The organism is Xanthomonas sp. SS, from assembly GCF_014236835.1.
Taxonomy (GTDB): domain Bacteria; phylum Pseudomonadota; class Gammaproteobacteria; order Xanthomonadales; family Xanthomonadaceae; genus Xanthomonas_A.
The window spans coordinates 4,816,889-4,839,469 of sequence record NZ_CP051190.1; the positions used below are offsets into that span (position 1 = coordinate 4,816,889).

General features: G+C 68.7%; 22 protein-coding genes and 1 riboswitch. Of the genes, 8 read left to right on the forward strand and 14 right to left on the reverse strand.

Going from position 1 to position 22,581, the window contains the following annotated elements:
• Nucleotides 1–44: 44 nt before the first annotated feature.
• A complete protein-coding gene (locus HEP74_RS20400; RefSeq protein WP_185814409.1) occupies nt 45–2,003 on the forward strand; it encodes a S8 family serine peptidase in 1,959 nt (652 codons plus the stop codon).
• 91 nt (nt 2,004–2,094) lie between these two features.
• Here the strand turns inward: HEP74_RS20400 and HEP74_RS20405 are convergent, their stop codons facing one another.
• Nucleotides 2,095–3,348, reverse strand: coding sequence for an MFS transporter (locus tag HEP74_RS20405; RefSeq protein WP_185814410.1), 1,254 nt, complete (start codon nt 3,346–3,348; stop codon nt 2,095–2,097).
• A 97-nt stretch (nt 3,349–3,445) separates the two neighbouring features.
• Between HEP74_RS20405 and HEP74_RS20410 the strand changes: the two genes are divergently transcribed.
• Complete coding sequence (locus HEP74_RS20410; protein ID WP_185814411.1) at nt 3,446–4,351, forward strand: LysR family transcriptional regulator; 906 nt, start codon at nt 3,446–3,448, stop codon at nt 4,349–4,351.
• A 109-nt stretch (nt 4,352–4,460) separates the two neighbouring features.
• Here the strand turns inward: HEP74_RS20410 and HEP74_RS20415 are convergent, their stop codons facing one another.
• The 7 genes from HEP74_RS20415 to HEP74_RS20445 all read right to left on the reverse strand — a co-directional run bounded on the left by HEP74_RS20415 (nt 4,461) and on the right by HEP74_RS20445 (nt 11,786).
• A complete protein-coding gene (locus tag HEP74_RS20415) occupies nt 4,461–5,129 on the reverse strand; it encodes a VOC family protein (RefSeq protein WP_185814412.1) in 669 nt (222 codons plus the stop codon).
• Between the two features lie 187 nt (nt 5,130–5,316).
• On the reverse strand, nt 5,317–5,649 hold the full coding sequence (locus HEP74_RS20420; protein WP_185814413.1) for a thioredoxin family protein: 333 nt from the start codon (nt 5,647–5,649) through the stop codon (nt 5,317–5,319).
• A gap of 92 nt (nt 5,650–5,741) precedes the next feature.
• On the reverse strand, nt 5,742–6,311 hold the full coding sequence (locus HEP74_RS20425; RefSeq protein WP_185814414.1) for a flavodoxin: 570 nt from the start codon (nt 6,309–6,311) through the stop codon (nt 5,742–5,744).
• Nucleotides 6,312–6,533: 222 nt separating this feature from the next.
• Nucleotides 6,534–7,574, reverse strand: coding sequence for a ribonucleotide-diphosphate reductase subunit beta (locus tag HEP74_RS20430; RefSeq protein ID WP_185814415.1), 1,041 nt, complete (start codon nt 7,572–7,574; stop codon nt 6,534–6,536).
• 126 nt (nt 7,575–7,700) lie between these two features.
• A complete protein-coding gene (locus HEP74_RS20435; protein WP_185814416.1) occupies nt 7,701–10,118 on the reverse strand; it encodes a ribonucleoside-diphosphate reductase subunit alpha in 2,418 nt (805 codons plus the stop codon).
• A 180-nt stretch (nt 10,119–10,298) separates the two neighbouring features.
• Nucleotides 10,299–10,521: riboswitch (cobalamin riboswitch) on the reverse strand.
• A 329-nt stretch (nt 10,522–10,850) separates the two neighbouring features.
• A complete protein-coding gene (locus tag HEP74_RS20440; protein WP_185814417.1) occupies nt 10,851–11,141 on the reverse strand; it encodes an EF-hand domain-containing protein in 291 nt (96 codons plus the stop codon).
• Between the two features lie 105 nt (nt 11,142–11,246).
• Nucleotides 11,247–11,786, reverse strand: coding sequence for a hypothetical protein (locus HEP74_RS20445; protein WP_255427816.1), 540 nt, complete (start codon nt 11,784–11,786; stop codon nt 11,247–11,249).
• A 179-nt stretch (nt 11,787–11,965) separates the two neighbouring features.
• Here HEP74_RS20445 and ompR point away from each other — a divergent pair, with 179 nt between their 5' ends.
• From ompR to HEP74_RS20460, 3 genes are all read left to right on the forward strand, one after another.
• A complete protein-coding gene (ompR, locus tag HEP74_RS20450; protein WP_185814418.1) occupies nt 11,966–12,688 on the forward strand; it encodes an osmolarity response regulator transcription factor OmpR in 723 nt (240 codons plus the stop codon).
• Nucleotides 12,685–13,953, forward strand: coding sequence for an ATP-binding protein (locus HEP74_RS20455; RefSeq protein ID WP_185814419.1), 1,269 nt, complete (start codon nt 12,685–12,687; stop codon nt 13,951–13,953). Before ompR ends, HEP74_RS20455 begins: the two co-directional genes overlap by 4 nt.
• Nucleotides 13,954–14,095: 142 nt before the next feature.
• Nucleotides 14,096–15,004 (forward strand): alpha/beta hydrolase, encoded by a 909-nt coding sequence (locus tag HEP74_RS20460; RefSeq protein ID WP_185814420.1) that lies wholly within the window; start codon nt 14,096–14,098, stop codon nt 15,002–15,004.
• 33 nt (nt 15,005–15,037) lie between these two features.
• On the opposite strand, the gene HEP74_RS20465 is transcribed toward HEP74_RS20460, so the two are convergent.
• Entirely contained in the window at nt 15,038–15,808 is a 771-nt protein-coding gene (locus HEP74_RS20465) for an SIR2 family NAD-dependent protein deacylase (RefSeq protein ID WP_185814421.1), read from the reverse strand.
• Nucleotides 15,809–15,996: 188 nt separating this feature from the next.
• On the opposite strand from HEP74_RS20465, the gene HEP74_RS20470 reads away from it, so the two are divergent.
• Nucleotides 15,997–16,419, forward strand: coding sequence for a hypothetical protein (locus HEP74_RS20470; RefSeq protein WP_185814422.1), 423 nt, complete (start codon nt 15,997–15,999; stop codon nt 16,417–16,419).
• 390 nt (nt 16,420–16,809) lie between these two features.
• Here HEP74_RS20470 and HEP74_RS20475 read toward each other — a convergent pair whose 3' ends face one another.
• The 3 genes from HEP74_RS20475 to HEP74_RS20485 all read right to left on the reverse strand — a co-directional run bounded on the left by HEP74_RS20475 (nt 16,810) and on the right by HEP74_RS20485 (nt 18,145).
• Nucleotides 16,810–17,124, reverse strand: a complete 315-nt coding sequence (locus HEP74_RS20475) for a carboxyltransferase domain-containing protein (RefSeq protein WP_185814423.1) — start codon at nt 17,122–17,124, stop codon at nt 16,810–16,812.
• A gap of 10 nt (nt 17,125–17,134) precedes the next feature.
• Nucleotides 17,135–17,566 (reverse strand): organic hydroperoxide resistance protein, encoded by a 432-nt coding sequence (locus HEP74_RS20480; RefSeq protein WP_145703847.1) that lies wholly within the window; start codon nt 17,564–17,566, stop codon nt 17,135–17,137.
• 111 nt (nt 17,567–17,677) lie between these two features.
• Nucleotides 17,678–18,145: a MarR family winged helix-turn-helix transcriptional regulator gene (locus tag HEP74_RS20485; RefSeq protein WP_185814424.1), complete on the reverse strand. Its 468-nt coding sequence runs from the start codon at nt 18,143–18,145 to the stop codon at nt 17,678–17,680.
• 212 nt (nt 18,146–18,357) lie between these two features.
• On the opposite strand from HEP74_RS20485, the gene HEP74_RS20490 reads away from it, so the two are divergent.
• Nucleotides 18,358–19,380 (forward strand): IS5 family transposase, encoded by a 1,023-nt coding sequence (locus HEP74_RS20490; protein WP_185814425.1) that lies wholly within the window; start codon nt 18,358–18,360, stop codon nt 19,378–19,380.
• A 315-nt stretch (nt 19,381–19,695) separates the two neighbouring features.
• On the opposite strand, the gene zapE is transcribed toward HEP74_RS20490, so the two are convergent.
• Both zapE and HEP74_RS20500 read right to left on the reverse strand, forming a co-directional pair.
• On the reverse strand, nt 19,696–20,793 hold the full coding sequence (gene zapE / locus HEP74_RS20495; protein ID WP_185816743.1) for a cell division protein ZapE: 1,098 nt from the start codon (nt 20,791–20,793) through the stop codon (nt 19,696–19,698).
• Between the two features lie 61 nt (nt 20,794–20,854).
• On the reverse strand, nt 20,855–21,520 hold the full coding sequence (locus HEP74_RS20500) for an alpha/beta hydrolase (RefSeq protein WP_185814426.1): 666 nt from the start codon (nt 21,518–21,520) through the stop codon (nt 20,855–20,857).
• Nucleotides 21,521–21,604: 84 nt separating this feature from the next.
• Here HEP74_RS20500 and HEP74_RS20505 point away from each other — a divergent pair, with 84 nt between their 5' ends.
• Nucleotides 21,605–22,468, forward strand: a complete 864-nt coding sequence (locus HEP74_RS20505) for an EamA family transporter (protein ID WP_185814427.1) — start codon at nt 21,605–21,607, stop codon at nt 22,466–22,468.
• Nucleotides 22,469–22,581: the final 113 nt, after the last annotated feature.

Consider the following 22,581-nt stretch of genomic DNA (forward strand, 5'->3'; position numbering starts at 1 on the left):
CGCACTGCCGCCGCCTCCTTCCGACCTTCCGTAGAGATCCAGACATGACCGACATTTCCTCGTTTCCCCGCACCCTGCTGGCGCTGTCGCTGGGTCTGGCGCTGGCCTCCGGCGCGCACGCGCAGTCCGCCCCGCGCTTCTCCGTTCTGGAGACCGCCGCGCCCGGCCAGTCCAAGCTCTACGACGGCCTGATCGTCACCTATCGCGACGGCAGCAGCGAGCGCCGCGATGCGAACGCCGCCGCCGCCAAGCTGAAGCAGATCATGGCCGCGCCGAGCGCCGCCAACATGTGGTCGAGTACCTACCGGCAGAGCGCGCCGGCGCTGAGCCGGGTGCGCCGGCTCGGGATCGGCGCCGATCTGGTCCGGCCCGACCGCCGCCTGAGCCAGTCGCAGCTGGAGACGCTGATGGCCAGCCTCAAGGCCGATCCGACGGTGGCGCACGTGGAGCCGAACCTGCTGCTCAAGCCGGTGCGCAGCACCGCGCAGGCCAGCGCAACGCCCGTCGCCGCGCCCAACGATCCAGGCTACGTGGTGCAGTGGCACCTGCGCACGCCGGACGGTCACCTGGAGACGCTGGCGCCGGACACCACCGGCTACGCCAACCGCGGCGGCATCGACCTGCTGCCGGCCTGGCAGTACGGCACCGGCCAGGGCGTGGTGGTGGCGGTGATCGACACCGGCATCACCGCGCATCCGGATCTGGACACCTCGCTGGCCAGCGCCGGCTACGACTTCATCAGCGACGCGCTGGTGTCGGGCCGGGCCAGCAACGGGCGCGCGGCCGGCGGCTGGGACACCGGCGACTGGACCACCGACGACAAGTACCTGGCGGCCAACGGCGGCTGTGCGCAGCCGGGCGAGCAGAGCGACAGCAGTTGGCATGGCACCCACGTGGCGGGCACCATCGCCATGCGCACCAACAACGGCGTGGGCATGGTCGGCATCGCCCCGGACGCCAGGATCCTGCCGATCCGCGCGCTCGGCCACTGCGGCGGCACCACCGCCGACATCGCCGACGCCATCGTCTGGGCATCGGGCGGCCACATCGACGGCGTGCCGGACAATGCCAACCCGGCCGAGGTCATCAACATGAGCCTGGGCGGCGGCGGATCCTGCGAGCAGGATGCGGTCACCGCCAACGCCATCGCCAGCGCGATCGGGCGCGGCAGCGTGGTGGTGGTCGCCGCCGGCAACAGCAACGCCGACGCCGCCGGATTCAGCCCGGCCAGTTGCCCGGGCGTGATCAACGTGGCCGCCACCGGCATCACCGGCGGCCGTGCCTACTATTCCAACTACGGCAACAGCATCACCCTGTCGGCGCCGGGCGGCGGCGTCTATGCCAACGACGCGTCCAGCGGCTCCGGCTCGGTCCGCACCGGCCTGATCTGGTCCACCCTCAACAACGGCACGCACGGCCCCGATCAATCGATCTATGCCGGCTATGCCGGTACCTCGATGGCGTCGCCGCACGTCGCCGGCGTGGTCGCGCTGGCGATCAGCGCCGCGCTCAACGCCAATCGCCCGGTGCCGTCGCCGACGCAGATGCGCGACATCCTGGCCCAGACCTCCAATCAGTTCCCGGTCAAGCCGGTGCTGCCACTGGGTGTCGGCATCCTCAACGCGGCCAAGGCCGTGGCGCGTGCCGCAGGCGCCGATGGCGGCGGCGAGGAAGGCAAGGCCATCAACGTCGACCGCGGCACGCTGGGCAAGCTGTCCGCCACGGCCGGCCAGGGCCAGTTGTACCGCCTGGACGTGCCGCTCAACGCGCGCAACCTGCAGATCCGCACACTGGGCGGCAGCGGCCAGCTCAAGCTCTACGTGCGTGCCACGCGCGCGCCCAGCGCGGACGGCAGCGATGCCGACTACACCTCGGTGCGCAACGGCACCACGCAGAACGTGCAGACGGCGCTGCCGGCGACCGGCAGCTACTTCATCCGCGCGCTCGGCGGCAACGGCGGCTATGCCAACGTGACCCTGTCGGTGAGCTACTCGGTGCAGTGACACCGATGAAGCCGGGAATGGGGAAACGGGAATCGGAAAACACAGGCAATCGCCTTTGCTTTGTTCTAACCCACTCCCCATTCCCCATCCGCTATTCGCCGCGCGGCGGATGCGGACCGAAGCGGCCGTACGGACGGCTGTCGTCGGCGCCACGGCGCAATACCTGCGCGGCCACCAGGGCGATGCCCAGCAACAACAGGCAGCAGCCTGCCAGCGCGTTCCAGCCGCCGTGCTGCCAGGCCGCGCCGCTGAGCGAACCGATCAGGCTGGCGCCGCTGTAATAGGCGAGCAGGTACAGCGACGCGGCATGGCCCTTGTTGCGCCCGCCGAGGCGGCCGACCCAGGCGCTGGCCGCCGAGTGCGCGATGAAGAAGCCGATGGTCAGCAGCACGATGCCGGCGATGACCACCGCCAGCACGTGCGCGATGGTCAGCGCCACGCCGAGCGCCGCTACCGCGATGCCGGCCAGCACCACCGGGCCGCGGCCGAAGCGGTCCGACGCGGCGCCGGCCACCGACGAGGACACGATGCCGAACACGTAGGCGCTGAAGATCATGCCGAGCTGGCTCTGGCTGAGCCCGAATTCCGGCCCGCCCAGGCGGAAGCCGGCGTAGTTGTAGACGCTGACGAACACGCCCATCGCCAGGAACGGGATCGCGAACAGCCACGGCAGGTAGCGGTCGCGCAGATGCCCGCCCCAGGCCTGCAGATGGAAGCGCAGGTTGATGCCGCGGCGGCGCACGAAATGCCGCGAGGGCGGCAGCAGCAGCACGAAGCCGACCGCGGCCAGCAGGTCGATGGCCGAGACCGCCGCCAGCGCGGTACGCCAGTCGAAATGATCGGTGAACACGCTCATGCCGATGCGCCCGACCATGCCGCCGAACGCGTTGCCGGCCACGTACAGACCGGTGGCCGCGCCGAGCTTGGTCGCCGGCACTTCCTCGGCCAGATACACCATCGCCACCGCCGGCACCCCGCCCAGGGCGACGCCGGACAGCGCGCGCACCACGACCAGCGCGCCCCAGTGCGGCAGGCACGCGGCGACCAAATTCAGCAGCGCCGCCAACGCGATCGACACGAACATCAGCCCGCGCCGGCCCAGATTCTCCGACACCGCGCCGGCGCAGAAGATCGCGATCGCCAGGCCGCCGGTGGCCAGCGACAGCGGCAGCGAACTGGTCGCCGCGTCGACTCCGAATTCGCGCGCGAACGCCGGCAGCAATGGCTGCACGCTGTACAGCAGCGAGAAGGTGGCGAAGCCGGCCAGGAACAGGGCAAGGCGGATGCGCAACAGCCGCGCATTGTCCACGGCCTGCAGCGACGGGCATTGGCTGGAAATAGTCACGGCGACGCGGCAACGAACGAGGGCGGCCAGTATTTGCCTGCGCCGATCCGGTGTCCAATATATGATCCAGGCATTCTCCATATCTTCTGGATATGACATGGAACTGCGCCACCTGCGCTATTTCCTGGCCGTCGCCGAGGCCGGCCACTTCACCCGCGCCGCGGCGCAGCTGGGCATCCAGCAGCCGCCGCTGAGCCAGCAGATCCGCGCGCTGGAACAGGAACTGGGCACGCCGCTGTTCGTGCGCACCCCGCGCGGCGCGGACCTCACCGAGGCCGGCCGCGCGTTCCGGGTCGAGGCCAAACGCGTGCTCGCCGACCTGGCACGCGCCGGCGACGCCGCCCGCCGTGCCGCGCGCGGCGAGAGCGGCGTGCTGCGACTGGGCTTCACCGCCTCGGCCGCGTTCAATCCGATCGTGCCGACGCTGGTGCGCAACTTCCGCCGCGGCTGGCCGGCGGTGGCGCTGGCGCTGGAAGAAACCAACACCGCCGGCCTTCTCGCCGCGCTGGTGCAGGGACGCCTGGATGCGGCCTTCATCCGCTACAGCGTGGTCACGCCGCCCGAGCTGCAGCTGCTGAAGTTTCCCGACGAGCCGATGAAGATCGCGGTGCCGGCCGCGCACCACTTGGCCAAGCGCCGGCGCGCGCCGCTGTCGGCGCTGGCCGTCGAACCGTTCATCCTGTTCCCGCGCAGCTTCGGCACCAGCCTGTACGACGAGATCCTCGAGGCCTGCCGCCAGTCCGGCTTCGAATTGCAGATCAAGCAGGAAGCGCCGCAGATGTCGTCGATCGTGAACCTGGTCGCCGCCGAACTCGGCGTCTCGGTGGTGCCGGCCTCGACCACCCAGGTGCAGTTGCCCGGCGTGCGCTACCTGGACATCGAAGGCCGCGTGCCGATGGCGCGGCTGGCGCTGGCGGCGCTGCCGGCCACCGCGCAGGCGCTGCCGGTGGTACGCCATCTGTGGCAGCTGGCGCAGGCGCATACGGCGGGGAAGCGCGGGTAGCTGCGGATTCCGCTCCACCTGTAGGAGCGGCTTCAGCCGCGACATGACCTGCGGGCAGGAATCTGTCGCGGCTGAAGCCGCTCCTACAGGGAAGCGTAGGCGCACTGCCTCATTGCGACATCACCTGCCATCCGGCCGCATCGCGCAACACCTGCCCGCCGCGCACGCCTTCGACGACCACCCGCACGCCCTGCGCGAACGGCAGCTGGCGTTGCTCGGGAAACCAGCGCCGCTGCGCATCGACCACGATCAACAGGCCTTCGTGATCGCCGAGCGGCGCGAACGCGTCGGATACCTGCACGAACGGCGGCAGCCCCATCCGCTCCTGCGCCGCCGCGGCGACCGCTGGTACTTGCGCGCTGGGCAATCCGATCTCGCTGATGCACAGCAGCTCGGATGCGGAGAACGCGCCGTCGGCGACGGCGTGCGCCGGCAACGGCTTGCGCGCGATCAGTTCCAGTACCGCGCCGTCGGGCCCGGCGAAATACACCGACTGCGATTGCCACGCCGCGTCGAGCGCGAAGCGCGATTCGCCCAGCGGATCGCGCAGCAACGGCACGCGCCGGGACAGCCAGGCGCAGGCGGCCTCGAAGCGGGCCGCAGGGATGTTGAACGCCAGATGCACGCTGCCGACCGCGGCATTGGCGGCCACCAGATCGAGCAGGCTCCAGCCGATGCGCACCTGCGTGGCCGCGACCGGGAGTTGCAGGACGTCGCGATAGAAGGCGGCGCTGGCCGCGGGATCGCTGACGGGCAGGCTCAGTTGGGCGATGCGCATGGTGGCTCCTTGTGCGGGAGCCGCTATTGGACGACCTCAAGCGTGGTTGAGGTCAAGCACGGCGCGCAGCGTATGGGATGTTCACGCGGACGTGCTCCTGTAGGAGCGGCTTCAGCCGCGACAGGACCTCCGGGTAGAACCTGTCGCGGCTGAAGCCGCTCCTACAGAAGAGCCTTGCCGCGAGCGCTCAACCCAGGTGCGCGCGCACCGCTTCGTCGATCTTCGCCGGCGGCACGAAGCCCGGCACCCGCGCCACTTCCTCGCCCTGGCGGAACAGCATCAACGTCGGCGTCTGGCGCAGGCCCTGCGCGCGGAAGAACTCTTCGCCCACGTCTTCCATCTTCACCTTCAGCAAGGTCACGCCCTGCGCGCTGTCGCCCTCGGCGAAGCGCTCCAGCGACTTGTCGAGCATGCGGCAGCCGGGGCAGTTGTCCTTGTTGAAATCGGCCAGCACGCGCGGATGCGCGGCGATGGCGTCGGCGAACTGTTCGGCGGTGGCAACGGTGATGGTGGTGAACATGGAGCGGGACCTTGTCTGATGTCGGAAGAAGCCCGGCGTGGGAAGTTGCGACGCCGGCAATGCCGGAAAAAACGAATGGGCGAAATGCAGCGTCAACCGCTGCCGTGCAGCGGCAACGCCATCGAGGCGAACCCGGACGCGCTGGCGGACGCGGATTCGGCAGCAGCCACCTCGGCCACAGGCGCGGCGCCGGCCGGCAGCGCACGCGCGGCACGCAGCGCCAGCACCTGCGCGCACCAGGCGTCGATCGCGGCGTTGTCGCGGTCGCCGTGCGGCATCTGCTCGATCTCCAGCAACGGGTAGGCGCTGCCGAAGAAACGCGCGATGCGCCTGACCGCGCCGCAGTAGTACTCCAGTCCCCACTGCGTCTCGCCGGTGCCGAACGCGGCGACCTCCACATCCTTGCCCGCCGCCTCGACCAGCTCGGCGATGTAGCGTTTCATCTCCGCCGGGGTGCGCCCGGCGTTGTCGCTCCAGCTGCCGAGCAGGTGCAGATCGAAGTCCGCCGCGCGCGCGGCGTCGCCGAGCGCGCCGTGCAGGGTCTGCAGGTCGGTATGGATCCAGGTCACCTGGTGCCCGGCCGCCTCGCACTGCGCATGCACGCGGCGGGCGACGTCGCGGGTGTTGCCGCTGAGCGAGGCGTAGGCGAGCAGGATGCGCATGAGGCGGGGATTGGGGATTCGGGATGACCAGCCATTCGGCTGTGGGAAAGCGGGGATTCGTAAAAGCGGACTCGGCGTGACCGCGACCAAATCACGCCTCACACATTCCCGGACCGCTGCTTCTCAGAGTCAATGAGTGGAGACAGGAGATCGGTGTTTGGGAAAGAGAGGTTCGGCACGGCTTTTACCAATCCCGAATCCCCAATCACTAATCCCGGCCCCTCAAAGATCGTCGAAGCCGTTGTCCGAGTTGGTCTTCTTGTAGCTGGCGTTGCGCATCTCGAAGAAGTCGGTCTTGGTCTCGGTGAAATTGTCCGCGTAGGCCTTGATCCACGGCATCACGTTATCGCTGGCGTCGGTGTACAGCTTCTCGATGCCGAGCATGCCGGACATCTTGTTGGCGCGGTACTTCACGTACTGGATCATCTCGTCCACGTCGATGCCCTCGATGCCGTCCAGCACTTCGGCGGACCACTCGGTCTCCAGCCGGATCGCGTGCTCGAACGCCTGGTGCACGTAGTCGGTCAGCTCGTTGGTCTGCAGCTCGGCGTTCTCGCCGATGATCGCGCGGATCAGCTCGCTGATGAACTTGGTATGCGCCAGCTCGTCGCGGTTGATGAAGCTGATGATCTTGCCGGTACCGGTCATGCGGTTCTGCCGCACCAGGTTGTAGAAATACGCGAAACCGGAATAGAAGTTGATGCCTTCCAGGATCGAGGACTGGATCAGCGAACGCAGCAGGGTCTCTGCGGTCTTGTCGCGCATGAAGTCGTCGTAGGCCTGCATGATCGGCTGGTTGCGCGCGATGATGGTCGGGTGCGTGCGCGCGATCTCGAACACGCGGTTCTGGTCGGCCAGCCCGGCGATGGAGGCCAGCACGTAGGAGTAGCTCTCGTTGTGGATCACTTCCTGCTGGCCGATGATCGCCGCGTTGGCGTGCGCGGCCGGGTCGGTGATGTATTCGGCGACGTTGTAGATGAAGCGCGTCTGCGGCGAATCCAGCGTGGCCAGCAGGCCGATGATCGAGTCGTAGGCGTTCTTCTCGCGCGCCGACAGTTCGCCGTACTGCTTGGCGTCGCCCTTCATGTCCACCTCGTCGGGGATCCAGAAGTTGGTCGACAGCTCCTTGTACGCGCGATAGAACGACGGGTACGGGATGTCGTTCCAGTTGAGGATGCCGCTGGTGGTGCCGTTGATGATCCCGGTGGAACGGTTGGGATGCATCGGTTCGAGGATTTTGATGCGGTCGAGCGCGATGGCCATGGATAGGATTCGGTAGTGGGGTGAAGCGCGCCGGCAAGCGGCGCGGCGATGCGGGAGCGGCGCACCGCGCGCATGGCGTTCCCAGGGGGAAGCCATGCGCGCGCAGGCGCCGCTACGGGGTGGCGATCAGCTCGAGCACCACTCGCATTCGCTGATGTCGATGTCGTTGGAGCGCACGTAGTAGGTGGTCTTCAGGCCTTCCTTCCACGCGGTCATGTGCAGGTCGAGCAGGGTGCTGGCGCGGATGGTGCTGGGCACGTAGAAGTTGAAGCTGATCGACTGGTCGACGTGGCGCTGGCGGCGCGCGTTCTGGCGCACGCTGGCGAACTGGTCGACCCGGTAGGCGCCCTTCTCGTAGTACGGATAGGTGTCCACGGTCAGGCCCGGGGCCACCACCGGACGGCGGAAGTCCTTCTTCTCTTCGTAGTAGAACGCGCTGTAGATCGGATCGATCGAGGCGGTGGAGCCGGCGATCTGCGCGGTGCTCATGTTCGGCGCCACCGCGATCATCCACGCGTTGCGCACGCCGTTGATGCTGACCTGCGCGGCCAGTTCCTGCCATTCGGCGCTGTCGTAGCCGCGCTTGCTGAAGTACTCGCCGTTCTGCCAGTCGCTGCCCTTGAACACCTTGTACGCGCCCTTCTCCTTGGCCAGCGCCAGGCTCGCCTGGATGGTCAGGTAGTTGATGCGCTCGTACAGCTCGTCGCAGTAGTCCTCGGCCTGCCTGGAGTTCCACTCGATGCCCTTCTGCGCCAGCAGGTGGTGCCAGCCGAAGGTGCCCAGGCCGATCGCGCGGTACTTCTGGTTGGTGATCGTGGCCTGCGGTACCGGCAAGTCGTTGAGGTCGATGACGTTGTCGAGCATGCGCACCTGCACCCGGATCAGCCGCTCCAGCACGTCCGGCGACAGCAGGTCCGGCTGCGCGGTGACCGCGCGGCCCAGGTTCACCGAGGACAGGTTGCACACGACGAAGTCGCCGGCCTGCTTGGTGGTCACGATCTGGTCGCCGCTGATCATCTCCTGGATGACCCGGGTCGGGCTCATGTTCTGCAGGATCTCGGTGCACAGGTTGCTGGAATAGACCATGCCCTGGTGCTTGTTCGGGTTCATGCGATTGACTTCGTCGCGATAGAACATGAACGGGTTGCCGGTCTCCAGCTGGCTGACCATGATCCGCTTCAGCATGTCGATGGCCTTGACCACCTTGCGGCCGATGCGCTCGTCGGCGACCACTTCCTCGTACTTGGCGCGGAACGTGCCTTCGCCGCGCTTCTCGTCGAAGAAGTCCTGCAGGTACCAGCCCTTGACCTCCTTCACCTCGTGCGGGTCGAACAGGTACCACTCGCCGCGGCGCTCCACCGCTTCCATGAAGATGTCCGGCACGCACACCGCGGTGAACACGTCGTGCGCGCGCAGGCGCTGGTCGCCGTTGTTCAGGCGCAGGTCCAGGAACGCCTCGATGTCGCGGTGCCAGATGTCCAGATACACGGCGATGGCGCCCTTGCGCTGGCCGAGCTGGTCCACCGACACGGCGGTGTTGTTGAGCTGCTTGATCCACGGCACCACGCCGCCGCTGGAATTCTTGACCCCGCGGATCGCCGAGCCGGACGAACGCACGTAGCCCAGGTAGGCGCCGACGCCGCCGCCGTGCTTGGACACGCGCGCCACGTCGGTGTTGGAGTCGTAGATGCCCTGCAGGCTGTCGTCCACGGTGTCGATGAAGCAGCTCGACAGCTGCCCGCCGATCTTGCCGGCGTTGGCCAGCGTGGGCGTGGCCACGGTCATGAACAGGTTGGACAGCGCCCAGTAGGCCTCGCCGACCAGTTGCATGCGGCGTTCGCGTGGCTTTTCGTCCTGCATCAGGTACAGCGCGATGGTCAGCCAGCGCTCCTGCGGCAGTTCGTAGACCTTGCGCGAGTTGTCGGTGGCCAGGTAGCGCGTGGCCAGCAGGTACAGGCCGTTGTAGGCGAACAGCTTGTCGCGCTCCGGGTCGATCATCTTGCCGGCTTCGGCCAGCTCGTCCTTGGAGTAGTTCTTGAGGATGTCGATCGAGTACACGCCGCGGTCGGCCAGGCTTTCCTGCAGGCCGACGTAGGAGCCGTACTTCTCGCCGGCATCGTAGAAGCGGTTCTTGCTGGCGCGCTTGTACAGGCGGTGCAGGTACAGGCGCGCGGCGAAGTACTCCCACTCCGGCGTGGCGATGTCCACGCGCGACTCGGCCTCGCGGATCAGGTAGTCGACCATCTCGTCGGCCGACAGGCTTTCCTTCTTCTCGACGAAGGCGAACGCCTTGCGCTCGTAGTCGGCCACGTCCAGCTGCGGGAACTCGGCATGGATCCGGTCCAGGGTGCGCTGCAGGCGCGAACGGTCGAAGGCCATGCGGCGGTTGCCGCCGTCCTTGACGATCCAGGTCACGGCGCGCTGGTCGTTGCTCGGCTCGCTGGCGGCCGTATCGGGCTGCGCGGCAGCGGCGGCAGCAGGCGTGGGATCGACATCGGCGGTGTCGAGGGGGGCTGCGGCCGGCAGGCTGTGGGTCTGGCTCATGAAGGTCTCCAAGCGTGGTGCACCTGGCTGCCCGACCCTCGCAGGCAACGCTCCGACCGGATCAGCAGGGTGGAGACGCGGTGTCGCAGAGACCGCGACGGCGCAGGCGCGAGCCTGCGGGCGGTCAACGCTTCACCGACCATCTCCCCCCGGAGATTCAACGGTCGGCGCCGCGCTGTGTGCATCGCGCGGCTGTCGGCAGGTCTTCGGGCTTATGGGCGACGGCCGATGGCCGGTTTCCTAGCCCGTCGCTTCCCAAGGCAGGGCGCCTCAGTGCGGGTGACGGGTTCGTTCCCAATTACCGCTGCGGGGCAGCGCCGGCCTGAGCGCTCGCGCGCCGCACCGGCTTCCCTTTTGATCCCGCAGCCTGGTGGCTGCTGGAACCGACCACCACAAGATAGTGGGGTCCCCGGGCCTCGTCAACGCTAAATGTAGTCATAAATTCGAAAAGCCAAGCGGGACAACCGTTTGCCGTGGCGACGCCGCAAATCCCCGCAGCGGGGCGCCGAATCGGGCCTGGAAACGGCTGGAGCGCCCATGCCGCAAGGGCCTCGGCGAGCCCGCCGGCGGCGGCCCGTGCATGGCGGTGCGCGCCGATCTGCGCCAACTGCGCGGAGCGCGGGCAACCGCCGCGCCGGGGGCGGACGAACGGCAACCGCGCGCGGCTCGCGCCCATGGAACGCGAGCGGTGCCTGCCGCTGCTGGGACTCGGATTACAGCCCCCGCGCCGGCTCAGCGTTCGCGCTGTCCGGCCTGTTGCTTGGCCTGCTGCACGGCCGCGCGCAGTTCATCCACCGACAGTTGGCCGTCGTGGTTGCGGTCCAGCGCGTCGAAACGCTTGGCGAGGCGCGGCAGCGACGCGTCGGCTTCGCTGCGGCTGATCAGGCCATCGCCGTTGGCGTCGGCGGTCTCGAGCTTTTGCTGCAGTTTCTGCTTCTGTGCGGCGCTCGGCGCGGTCTGTGCGGCGGCGGTGCCGGCCAACAACAGGCTGCACAGCAGCCCATGGGCAATGGCGGTCTTCATGGCGGTTCTCGAATAAAGGATGGACGGAAAGTGGCGACATGGGCGATCGCGCCCGCGGTGGACTGTCCACCGCGGGCGCGTGATCGCCACGCCGGTGGCGGACGGCTACGGGCGGCAGGCCACGACCTCGCCGGCGGCGTTGGTGCAGGTGCCGGTGTGGCTGACGCTTCCATCGGCCAGCGTGGTCGAGCCCTGGTAGCTGCCGCCATTGGCGCCGGTAGCGCTGGTCTGGCGGCTGCCGGCGACGCTGCCATCGGCGTTCTTGGCCATGCTGCCGCTGCTGCTGGCGCTGCCGCCATTGGCCGTGGTGACGCTGGCGCTGCCCTGGCGGCCGGCGCTGCCGTCGGCGTTGCGGTAGAAGCTGCCCTGGCGCGTGGCGGAGCCGCCGTTGGCGCCGCTGGCGGTCGCGCCGCTGCTGCCCGCCGCGTTGCCCTGGCCATCGGCCTGCCATTGCCGCGCACGCGTGCGGCTGCCGTGGGCGCCGCTGGCGCTGGCGTTCACCGCGGCACTGCGGGCACCGTCCACGTGGCTGGCGGTGCGGGTACGGGTGCGTTCGCGCGCCTGCGCCTCGGGCGCCGCCAGGGTGGTCAGGCCACCCATGGCCAGGACGAGCAGCAGCAGCGAATTGCGTAGCGAGAAGGTCATCGTCGTTCTCCGTGGAGCAGCGCGGGCGCTGCGGTGGAGACACGGTAGGCCGCGCGCAGGCGCAAGGTGTTGCGTTCTGGCCAGCGGATGTTTCCGCCGGCGGCGCCGGAAACATCCGCTTACACAATCCGGGCGGCGGGCGTTGCCCGGCGACCGTGGCGCAGCCGATAGTGGCGGCCATGAACGACGCCCCTGCCCGCCTGCTCCTGGTCGACGACGACGAACGTCTGCGCGAACTGCTGCGCCGCTATCTGGAAAGCCAGGACTTTTCGGTGAAGGCGGTGGCCGACGGCGCCCAGTTGCAGCAGGCGCTGGCGCGCGGCCACTACGACCTGGTGGTGCTGGACCTGATGCTGCCCGGCGAGAACGGCCTGGAAATCTGCCGGCGCCTGCGCGGCCAGGGCGACACCACGCCGATCGTGATGCTCACCGCCAAGGGCGACGAGATCGACCGCATCGTCGGCCTGGAGATCGGCGCCGACGACTACCTGCCCAAGCCGGTCAACCCGCGCGAGCTGCTGGCGCGGATCCGCGCGGTGCTGCGCCGTACCGGACAGGCCGGCGCCGGCGCGCCGCAGCCGGACGGCGGCGAAATCGGCTTCGGCCGCTTCCGCCTGCACCTGGGCCGGCGCGAACTCAGCCGCGACGGACAGCCGTTGAAGCTGACCACCGCCGAATTCGCGGTGCTGTCGGTACTGCTGCGGCATCCGCAGCAGCCGCTCAGCCGCGACCGCCTGATGAGCCTGGCGCACGGCCGCGAACACGACGCCTTCGCGCGCAGCATCGACGTCACCGTGGCGCGATTGCGCAAGTTGCTCGAAGACGATGCGCGCACGCCGCGGCTGATCCAGACCGTGTGGGGCATCGGCTACGTCTACGTGCCGCCGCAGGCCGCGCCATGAGCCGCATCCGCCGCACCGGCGATGGCTGGCCGCGTAGCCTGTTCGGGCAACTGGCGCTGGTGATCGCGCTGGTACTGGCTGGTGCCGGCCTGATGGCGCTGCTGCTCGGCCGCGAACTGGCGCTGCGTCCGGCCGCGCAACAGCTGCTGCGCACGCTGGACGGGTTCGCCAATGTCGCCGAGGCGCTGCAGCGCTCGCCATCGGCCGCGGTGTTGGAGCCGGCCCTGCACGAGGCTGGGCTGCAGGTCCGGCACGATCCGCCGCCGGCCGCCAAGCGCGCCGGCGTGCTGGCCGACGAAGTACAACGGCGCGCCGCCGGTCAGCTCGGCTCGGGGCGCCAACTGCGCCGCGGCGAAGACGGTGCGATGTGGCTCAAGCTGGCCACGCCCGATCCGTTGTGGGTGGCGTTCTCCGGCGAACGCCGCGGCCATGGCGTGCGCCGCTTCTCGGTGGCATTGCTGGCCGCCTGCGCGCTGCTGGTCTGGCTGGCCGCGGCGTATTTCGCACGGCGCCTGGTGCTGCCACTGCGGCAGCTGGCCCTGGCGGCGCCGCATATCGTGCGTGGCGACTGCGCCGTGCCGATCGCTGGCGGCGGCCCGCGCGAGGTGAACGACCTGGCGCGCGCCCTGGCCGATGCCAGCGCCGACGTCCGCAGCGCCGCGGCCGAGCGCAGCTTGCTGCTGGCCGGCATCTCGCACGACGTACGCACGCCGCTGACCCGCCTGCAATACGCGCTCGCGTTGCTGCCGCAGGTGGAACCGGAGCTGCGCGACGGCATGGAGCGCGACATCGGCGAGATCGACGCGATCCTGGCGCAGTTCATCGCCTATGCCCGCGACGGCCGCGACGAAGCCAGCGCGCCGCTGGACCTGTCCGAACTGTGCCGGCATGCGCTGGGCGCGACGCGCGCGACCTGGGAGGCCGAATTGCCGGAGCGGGCGCCGCTGTACGCCAAGCCGATGGCGCTGCAGCGCGCGCTCGGCAACCTGATCGGCAATGCCGAGCGCCACGGCGCCGCACCGTTCCAGTTGCGCCTGGCGCGGGACGGCGACGGCTGGCGCATCGAGGTGCGCGACCACGGGCCCGGGCTGGATCCGGCACTGGCCGCAAGCGCGCAGCAACCCTTCGTGCACGGCGGCCAAGGCGGCAGCGGATTGGGCCTGGCGATCGTAGAGCGCGTCGCCCGCCAGCACCACGGCGAACTGCGCCTGGACAATGTCGCCCCGCACGGGCTGCGCGCGACGCTGCGGGTGCGCGAGGCATGAGCGCCGGCGTAGTGGCGACGCCGGCCGCCATGCGTGCCGCATCAGCCGCTGCCGCGGCGTGCGCCGCGCGCGTCGCAATCGCATCGGTAACGTATCGCGCCACCCTCCCCGCCCACGCCTGCGCCCTCCAAGGACTCCGCTCATGACCTCGCTCGCCCGCATCTTGCTCGGTGTAACCCTGCTGCTGACCGCGCTGCACGCCGCAGCGCTGCATGCGCAGGATGGCCGCCTGCGCGAACGGCTGCGCGAGCGTCTGGCGCAGTCGGCCGCCGCGCCGCGCGCGCCGTTGCCCGAGGGAGCGCGCGTGCTGCGCGATGTCGCCTACGGCGCCGATCCAGCGCAACGTTTCGATGTCTACCTGCCCGCCAATGCGCGCAACGCGCCGCTGATCGTGATGGTGCACGGCGGCGGCTGGGCGAATGGCGACAAGGACAACCCCGGCGTCGCCGCCAACAAGGTCGCGCACTGGTTGCCGCAGGGCTACGCGCTGGTCTCGGTGAACTACCGCCTGCTGCCGCAGGCCACGCCGCTGCAGCAGGCCGGCGATGTCGCCCTCGCGGTGGCCAAGGTGCAGGCGCTGGCCGCAGGCTGGGGCGCCGATGGCGCGAGGATGGTGTTGATGGGACACTCGGCCGGCGCGCACCTGGTGGCGCTGCTGGACCTGTCGCCGACGCTGCTGGCGCAGGCCGGCGCGCACGCGCCGCTGGCCACCGTGGCGCTGGACAGCGCCGCGATGGACGTTGAACAGGTGATGCAGGCGCGGCACCTGCCGCTATACGACCGCGCCTTCGGCAGCCAGCGCAGTGACTGGATCGCCGCCTCGCCGTATCACCAGATGGGCAATGCTGCGCCGCCGCTGCTGGCGGTGTGCTCGAGCCGCCGCGCCGATGCCTGCGCGCAGGCCCGGCACCTGGCCGACAAGGCGACGGCGCGGCGGATTCGCGTCGAGGTGCTGCCGCAGGACCGCAGCCACGCCGAGATCAACCACGACCTGGGCCTGCCCTCGGCCTATACCGACGCGGTGGACGCGTTCCTGCGTTCGTTGCGCTGACCGCTTGCCGGCGCGGATCGCCTGCGCCTGGCCTCAGCCCGCCGGCCAGCGCTGCAACAACAGCGGCAAGGCCACCGCTGCGCTGTCGCGCCAGTGCAGGTCGGCGCGCGAGGACAGGCCGCTGGGCTCGGGATTGATTTCGACCACGTAGGCGCCGCGCTCCTTGGCGCGCAACGGCAGCCCGGCCGCCGGATAGACCAGGCCGGAGCTGCCGATTACCAGCACCAGGTCGGCCGCATCGGCGGCGCTCTCGGCACGCGCCCAGTCGGCGGCCGGCAGCGCCTCGCCGAACCACACCACACCTGGGCGCACCGCGCCGCCGCAGGCCGCACACACCGGCGGCGCCAGGCGCTGGGTCGGCGCCTGTACGTCGATCGGCGGCAGCAGGCCGTGCCAGGCCTGGCCGCAGTCGCCGCAGCGCAACGCCGACAGGCGCCCATGCACATGCGCGGCGACCTCGCTGCCGGCGCGCTGGTGCAGGTCGTCCACGTTCTGCGTCGCCAGGGTGGTGCTCTTCAGTCCGGCCAGGCGCACCAGCGCGTGGTGTCCGGCGTGCGGCTGCGCCTGGGCGACGATCGCCATGCGCCAGCGGTACCAGCCCCAGACCAGCGCGGGGTCCGCCCGCCACGCCTCTTCGGTGGCCAGCTGCTGCGGATCGAAGCGCGCCCACAGGCTGTCGTCCTGTCCACGGAAGGTCGGCACGCCGCTCTCGGCGGACATGCCGGCACCGGTGAGGACCAGCAGGCGGCGCGCGCCCTGAATGAAGGCGGCAACGGTATCGGCGTTGTAGGCGGAGCTGAGCATGGCGCACGCAAAAGTGATGGTATTCGCACTATTACATTGACCCAGTTCCATCTCAATCTGCAGCACAGCAATGCCGCCATGGCTGTGGGTGCGGCAAAAGTCTCGTACGAAGGCGATGCGATCGCTGTCGCCAGACTGCCGGGCCACTGCCGTCGGCGCTGTCATCGTCATCGCGTGAGGCGTTGCTGTTGCTCTGGCTGTTGCTCTGGCTGTTGCTCTGGCTGTTGCTCTGGCTGGTGCTCTGGCTGTTGCTCTGGCTGGTGCTCTGGCTGGTGCTTTGGCTGGTGCTTTGGCTGGTGCTGGTGCTGGGGCTTTGGCTTTGGCTTTGGCTTTGGCTTTGGCTTTTGACCTACCGGTTCCCTTCCGAAGCGGCGGCCATGGCGGGGAAAAACCCGAAGGGCGGCGGACAAGGATGTGCGCCGTTCGCGGCAGGGGCAGGATGCCCCTTCCGCGAATCCCCGTTATGGACGCGGACCCGGAGCGCGCAGCGCGGAGGGCGCAAGGCAGGGCGCGCTTTCTTTTGGTTACTTTTCTTTGCGCGAGCAAAGAAAAGTGACTCGCCGCAAGGCGAAAGCTTTGCCCTTGCCTTGGTTCTGGCATTGAGATTTTGAAGCTTTGGAGCTTGAAGCTTGAATCTTTGAAGCAAGAGCAACAGCTTCCGCTGGCGCGGGTCACTTTTCTTTGCTTGTGCAAAGAAAAGTAACCAAAAGAAAGCACACCCCGCAGCGCGCCCTCCGCGCTACGCGCTCCGGGTCCGCAGCCCCAACGGGCATTTTTCGATGGCACATCCATGTGCCAACGAAAAACGTCGCGCATCCTGCGCGCCGCCCTTCGGGTTTTCGCCCGCCGGGTCTGCCGCGCTGAGGGGACCCGGTAGATCAAAAGCAAAGCAAAGGCGGCAGCAACGGCAACAGCAGAAGCAGCAGCAGCGGAGCTGGCAGCCACGGTCGGTGGAATGGTCAATGACCACCGCGCGTTTAAAGCAGAGCGATCGCACTCGCTCACCTCCGGAATACCCGGAACCGGATCGTCGCCGGACTGTTCAGCTCTGCCGACAACCCAATTCCCAGCAACCTCCACGTCTGCACCGGATCGATGGTGACGTCATCGCAAAACCGCGCGCTCGCGTAGTACGGATGGCCTCGTTGTTCGAATTGTTCGCGGATCGGCGTCTTGAAGGTCGTCTGTTCTCGGCCAAGCAACTGCCGCTCTTGCTCTCGATGGCGTCGCAGCGCATGCCATGATGGCTCGGCCACCGCCGTATCGCAGACAGCAAAAAACCCCGTCGCGCAGCGCGCGACGGGGTCTTCGGACAAGCGACATCGATCAGTCGAGGACGACCAGATTCACGTCGATGTTGCCGCGGGTCGCGTTGGAGTACGGGCAGACCTGATGCGCCTTGTCGACCAGCGCCTGCAGCTCCTCGCGCGGCATGCCCGGCACCGCGATGCGCAGTTCCACCGCGATACCGAAGCCGCCCGGGATCTGGCCGATGCCGACGCTGCCTTCGATGCTGACCTCGCCCGGCAGCTTCTGCTTGTCCTGCGCCGCGACCGCCTTCATCGCGCCGATGAAGCAGGCCGAATAGCCGGCCGCGAACAGCTGCTCCGGATTGGTGCCGTCGCCGCCGGCGCCGCCCAGCTCGCGCGGGGTGGACAGCTTCACGTCCAGCGCCTTGTCGGAGGACACGGCGCGGCCTTCGCGGCCGCCGGTCGCGGTGGCGTGAGCGGTGTAGAGGATCTTTTCGGGTGAGGCCATGGTGGTTGCTCCTGGTGAGGCGCGTCGCGCCGGTTGATTGACAGCTATTTAATAGCACACTACTTAATTAACGAAACGTCATGCTCCGATGTCGGCTGCGTGGCGACGGCATCAGCCGCCGCCCAGGTTGCCGCGCAAGGTTTCCAGTTGTTGCTTGAGCTGGCGCAGGTCCTGCAACGAGCACGCCGCCGCGCAGAACACCTGCTCGGGCACCGCGCCAGCCTTGTTGCGCAACGCGCGGCCGGCTACGGTCAGGCGCACCACGACCTGGCGTTCGTCGTCGGCCGAGCGTTCGCGCGTGACCAGGCCGCTGGCCTGCAGGCGCTTCAGCAGCGGCGTCAGCGTGGCCGAATCCAGGAACAGGCGCTCGCCGATCGCCCCGACCGTGCGCGCATCCCCTTCCCACAGCACCAGCATCACCAGGTACTGCGGATAGGTCAGGTCCAACGTCTTCAGCAGGCCGCGGTAGAGCTTGTGCATCGCCAGGTTGGCCGAGTACAGCGCGAAGCACAGCTGCTGATCCAACTGCAGCGCCGCGTCGCGGCTGGGGATCTCGGCAGAGGTGCGCTTCTTCGGCATGGATGCAATTTACATAGCGCGCTATTTAATTGCAAGCACTTTTCCAGATCGAACCGGTCGCCGTGCGCCGTTTCGTCCACTGCGAGCTTCGGCCCAGACCGGAATGCGGCGCCTGCCGGCCGCATTGCTCCGTTCGTCGCGGCTGAAGGGCACCTCTAAAAACCTGCCTGCTTTGGCATCATAGGGTCTTAGCCAACAGCCGAGGTCGCGCGATGATCAGCTTGTTTGCCGGACACGAACGCGAGTCCAAGCGTCAGCAGATAGGCGACCCGCTGGCGGTGTTGTCTCGCCATATCGATTTCGCAACGATTGCCCAAGCCGTCGATGCGAAGCTGTCCTTGGGCACCGGCACGCGCGGGGGCCGTCCGGCCTGGCCGACGGTGGTGATGGTCAAACTGCTGCTGTTGCAGCAGCTATACAACCTCTCTGACGATGCGCTGGAGTACCAGGTGTTGGATCGGCGCAGTTTCCAGCAGTTCCTTGGACTGGAACACAGCGGCAAGGTGCCTGACGCCAAGACGATCTGGGTGTGGCGCGAGCGGCTTAAGGCGCAGGATGTGATGGGCGACATCAGCGCAGCGGTCGGCGTGCAATTGCAGCGGGCGGGATTCATTGCGCGTGGCGGCCAGATCATCGATGCGAGCATCGTCAGCGCCCCGATCCAACGCAACACGCGCGAGGAGAACGCACAGATCAAGCAGGGTGGCGAGGTAGGCCAAGACTGGAGCGACGCCAAGCGGGCGCAGAAGGATGTGCAAGCCCGCTGGACCCGCAAGCACGGCAAGGCGCATTACGGCTACAAGCTGCACGCCAGCACCGATCGGCGTTGGGGCTTCATCCGCCGACATGCGGTGAGCGCAGCCAACGTGCATGACAGCCGACACTTCGAGGAGGTGCTGGATCCCCGCAATCGCGGACGCACGGTGTGGGCCGACAGTGGCTATGCCGACGCATCGCGGGAGGCCGATCTGACGCAACGTGGCTATCGGGCGGCCATTCAGCACCAGGGCCAGGCGCGCAAGCCGCTAAGCGCGGCCGAACAGCGCCGCAACCGGCGGCTTGCCAAGGACCGGGTGTTCGGCGAACACCCGTTCGCGCGGCTGGCGCAGCAGGGCGGTAAATGCCTGCGCACCATCGGGTTGGCACGGGCCACGGTGGTGATCGGGTTGAAGGTCGCCAGTCACAACCTGATGCGGCTGGCGCGGCTGCAGCATCGCGGCATCGTGCCGGCGTGATCAGGTAAGGCGGCCGACGGCCGCCTTACCTGGCACATCAATGCCATCCAGCAAGCCGGCAATACACCGCAGTCGTCCTCAAGACGCGCTGACGCTGCCCATTCGCGGCTCATAGTGATGAAACTATGGTTGTTCGAGGTGCCCTGAAGCCGCTCCTACAGTGCACCCAGTCAGCCAACCGCAGTTTCTGTAGGAGCGGCTTCAGCCGCGACGAACGAAGCGACATGCGTTCCGTGTACACGACACTTCCGGGCCGATACTCCGCGGCAAAGCGCAATCCGACCTCGCCAGAGCATCTCGGCCCACACATCACGCTCAGGCGCGGTGCGCGGTGGCCAGGTACTCGGCGCTCTGCATCTCGATCAGGCGCGAGGCGGTGCGCTCGAAGGCGCCGGCCAGGCGCTCGCCGCTGTACAGCTGCGGCGGCGGGTCCTGCGCGGTGCAGACCAGGTTGACCTGGCGGTCGTACAGTTCGTCGATCAGGTTGACGAAACGCCGCGCCGCGTCTTCGTTCATGCGGTCGAAGTGCGGAATGCCGCCGAGCAGCACGGTGTTGAACTCGCGTGCGATCTCGATGTAGTCGGCCGGTCCGCGCGGGCCTTCGCACAGCGCGGCGAAATCGAACCAGGCGATGCTCTTGCCGCGGCCGCGCACCGGGATCTTGCGCGCCTCGATGACGATGTTGCCGCTGCGCGCGGCTTCATTCCCGCTGAGTTCGCCCCAGCGCCCGTCCAGCCACGCGTCGGACTGCGCGTCCAGCGGCGCGCGGTACACCGGCGAGCGGGTCAGCGCACGCATGCGGTAGTCCTCGGTGCCTTCGGCGTACAGCTCCACGCAGTACTTCTGCAGCAGCGCGATCGCCGGCAGGAAGCTCTCGCGCTGCAGGCCGTTGAGGTACAGGTTCTGCGGCGCGGTGTTGGAGGTGGTGACCAGGGTCACGCCCTCGGCGAACAGGCGCTCCAGCAACCGTGCCAGCAGCATCGCATCGCCGATGTCGGTGACGAAGAATTCGTCCAGCACCAGCACGCGCAATTGCGTGCGCCATTCCTGCGCGATCTTGGCCAGCGGATCGCTCTGCCCGGCGTGTTCGCGCAGGCGCTCGTGCACGCCGCGCATGAAACGGTGGAAATGGGTACGGTACTTCTGCTCGATGGGCAGGCCGTCGTAGAACAGGTCAACCAGGAAGGTCTTGCCGCGGCCTACGCCGCCCCAGAAATACAGGCCGCGCACCGGCTCGGGCTTCTTCCAGAACGCAGCCAGGCGATCCAGCCAGCCGTCCTGGTCGCTGTCCACGATCGCGGCGTGGATGCGGTCCAGTTCGGCCAGCGCGGCGTGCTGCGCCGGGTCGTCGCTCCAGTCGCCGCGCGCCACGCCGGCGGCGTAGCGTTGCGAAGGCGTGGCGGCGGCGCTCATCGGCGCGCGCCCGCGCAGCGCCCTGCCTGCGGCCATGCGGCCGCCTGACCACGCTCCGCGCTCACGCCTGCTTCGCCGGCAGCCATGCCTTGACCCCGTGCTGCAAGGCGCCGCGCAGGTCGATCAGCTTGCGGTGGAAGAAATGGCTGGTGTCGGGCATGCGCACCAGCTCGGGCTGCTGCTGCAGCGTCTCCAGCCAGTCGTACACGGCCTGCGGATCGACGATCTCGTCGGCATCGCCCTGGATCAGCAGCCACTGCGGCGGCGGTTCCACGCCGGCGAAGTCCCAGCGCCCGGCCGGCGGCGCAATCGACACCAGCGCCTGCGGCTGCAGCGCGGCGCTGGCGCGCAACGACACGTAGGCGCCGAAGCTGAAACCGGCCAGCCACAGCGCATCGTGCGGGCGTTGCGCGCGTACCCACTCCGCCACCGCGGCCAGGTCCTGTTGTTCGCCGTCGCCATGGTCGAAACTGCCGGCGGAGGCGCCGACGCTGCGGAAGTTGAAGCGCACCACGTGCACGCCGAGTTCGCGCAGCGCGCGCGCGACCATCGTCACCACCTTGTTGTGCATGGTGCCGCCCTCGGTGGACAGCGGGTGGCAGACGATCGCGGTGACCGGCAAGGCGGCCGTCTCGGCATCGGGCAAATCGACCGCGGCCTCGATCGGGCCGGCGGGGCCGTCCAGCGTCAATGCGCCGGATTCGGTAGGGAAAGCGGGAGAGGTCATGCGCTCATAATAGCGGGGCTGGGTACAGGCCACATGCAGGCCAGGCGCACGCAGCGTTCTCTTCCCCGACCGGATCCCTTGCGCGTGGCGTTCGTTCTTCTGAGTGTGATGTGCAGCGTGCTGGTCTCCGCATTGCTGAAGCTGGCGCCGCGGCGGCGCATCGACCTGGCCCAGGCGGTGACCTGGAACTATCTGGCGGCGGCGTTGCTGTGCGCGGCGCTGCTGCACCCGACCTTGACCACGCTGCGCAGCGCGCAGGCGCCGTGGGCAGCGCTGCTCGGGCTGGCGGTGCTGCTGCCGGCGCTGTTCCTGGTGCTGGGCCGCGCGGTGGCGCTGGCCGGCATCGTGCGCACCGACGCGGCACAGCGGTTATCGCTGCTGCTGTCGCTGGCGGCCGCCTTCGCGCTGTTCGGCGAGCGCGCCAACGACTACAAACTGGCCGGGCTGGCGCTGGGCCTGCTGGCCATCGCCGGCATCGTGCACCGGACCGGACCGACGCCGGCCGGCGCAGCGCGCGCCGCGCCATGGCTGCTGCTGGTATGGGCCGGCTTCGCCGCGATCGACGTGCTGCTCAAACGCATCGCCCAGGCCGGCACGCCGTTCGCCGCCTCGCTGCTGGTCGCCTTCGCGATCGCCTTCGTGCTGCTGCTCTGCGTGCAGCTGTGGCGGCAGCTGCGCGGCAGTGCGCCGCTGGCCTGGCGCAACCTCGGCGCCGGCCTGCTGCTGGGCACGCTCAACTTCGGCAACATCGCGTTCTACGTGCGCGCGCACCAGGCGCTGCCGGACAGCCCGGCGGTGGTGTTCGCGGCGATGAACCTGGGCGTGATCGTGCTGGGCGCGCTGCTCGGCGTAATGGCCTTCGGCGAGAAGACTAGCGTCTGGAACCGCGCGGGCCTGGTGGCGGCGCTGCTGGCGATCGTGCTGATCGCGGTTGGTGCGCGCGGTTAGCGGTGGTGTGTGCGGGCATGGGTTCTGTCGCGGCTGGAGCCGCTCCTACAGTGCACCCATCAGGCGTCCGGCCCCTGTAGGAGCGGCTTCAGCCGCGACGATCGAAGCGCGGG

Excerpts from the sequence above, each read along its gene's own strand:
- zapE (WP_185816743.1), bottom strand. The coding sequence starts at position 20,793 with ATGAGCGCCGCCGCCACGCCTTCGCAACGCTACGCCGCCGGCGTGGCG.
- HEP74_RS20455 (WP_185814419.1), top strand. The coding sequence starts at position 12,685 with ATGAGCCGCATCCGCCGCACCGGCGATGGCTGGCCGCGTAGCCTGTTC.
- HEP74_RS20445 (WP_255427816.1), bottom strand. The coding sequence starts at position 11,786 with ATGACCTTCTCGCTACGCAATTCGCTGCTGCTGCTCGTCCTGGCCATG.
- HEP74_RS20465 (WP_185814421.1), bottom strand. The coding sequence starts at position 15,808 with ATGCTCAGCTCCGCCTACAACGCCGATACCGTTGCCGCCTTCATTCAG.
- HEP74_RS20480 (WP_145703847.1), bottom strand. The coding sequence starts at position 17,566 with ATGGCCTCACCCGAAAAGATCCTCTACACCGCTCACGCCACCGCGACC.
- HEP74_RS20400 (WP_185814409.1), top strand. The coding sequence starts at position 45 with ATGACCGACATTTCCTCGTTTCCCCGCACCCTGCTGGCGCTGTCGCTG.
- HEP74_RS20430 (WP_185814415.1), bottom strand. The coding sequence starts at position 7,574 with ATGGCCATCGCGCTCGACCGCATCAAAATCCTCGAACCGATGCATCCC.
- HEP74_RS20490 (WP_185814425.1), top strand. The coding sequence starts at position 18,358 with ATGATCAGCTTGTTTGCCGGACACGAACGCGAGTCCAAGCGTCAGCAG.
- HEP74_RS20500 (WP_185814426.1), bottom strand. The coding sequence starts at position 21,520 with ATGACCTCTCCCGCTTTCCCTACCGAATCCGGCGCATTGACGCTGGAC.
- HEP74_RS20440 (WP_185814417.1), bottom strand. The coding sequence starts at position 11,141 with ATGAAGACCGCCATTGCCCATGGGCTGCTGTGCAGCCTGTTGTTGGCC.
- HEP74_RS20410 (WP_185814411.1), top strand. The coding sequence starts at position 3,446 with ATGGAACTGCGCCACCTGCGCTATTTCCTGGCCGTCGCCGAGGCCGGC.
- ompR (WP_185814418.1), top strand. The coding sequence starts at position 11,966 with ATGAACGACGCCCCTGCCCGCCTGCTCCTGGTCGACGACGACGAACGT.
- HEP74_RS20485 (WP_185814424.1), bottom strand. The coding sequence starts at position 18,145 with ATGCCGAAGAAGCGCACCTCTGCCGAGATCCCCAGCCGCGACGCGGCG.
- HEP74_RS20415 (WP_185814412.1), bottom strand. The coding sequence starts at position 5,129 with ATGCGCATCGCCCAACTGAGCCTGCCCGTCAGCGATCCCGCGGCCAGC.
- HEP74_RS20460 (WP_185814420.1), top strand. The coding sequence starts at position 14,096 with ATGACCTCGCTCGCCCGCATCTTGCTCGGTGTAACCCTGCTGCTGACC.
- HEP74_RS20420 (WP_185814413.1), bottom strand. The coding sequence starts at position 5,649 with ATGTTCACCACCATCACCGTTGCCACCGCCGAACAGTTCGCCGACGCC.
- HEP74_RS20435 (WP_185814416.1), bottom strand. The coding sequence starts at position 10,118 with ATGAGCCAGACCCACAGCCTGCCGGCCGCAGCCCCCCTCGACACCGCC.
- HEP74_RS20425 (WP_185814414.1), bottom strand. The coding sequence starts at position 6,311 with ATGCGCATCCTGCTCGCCTACGCCTCGCTCAGCGGCAACACCCGCGAC.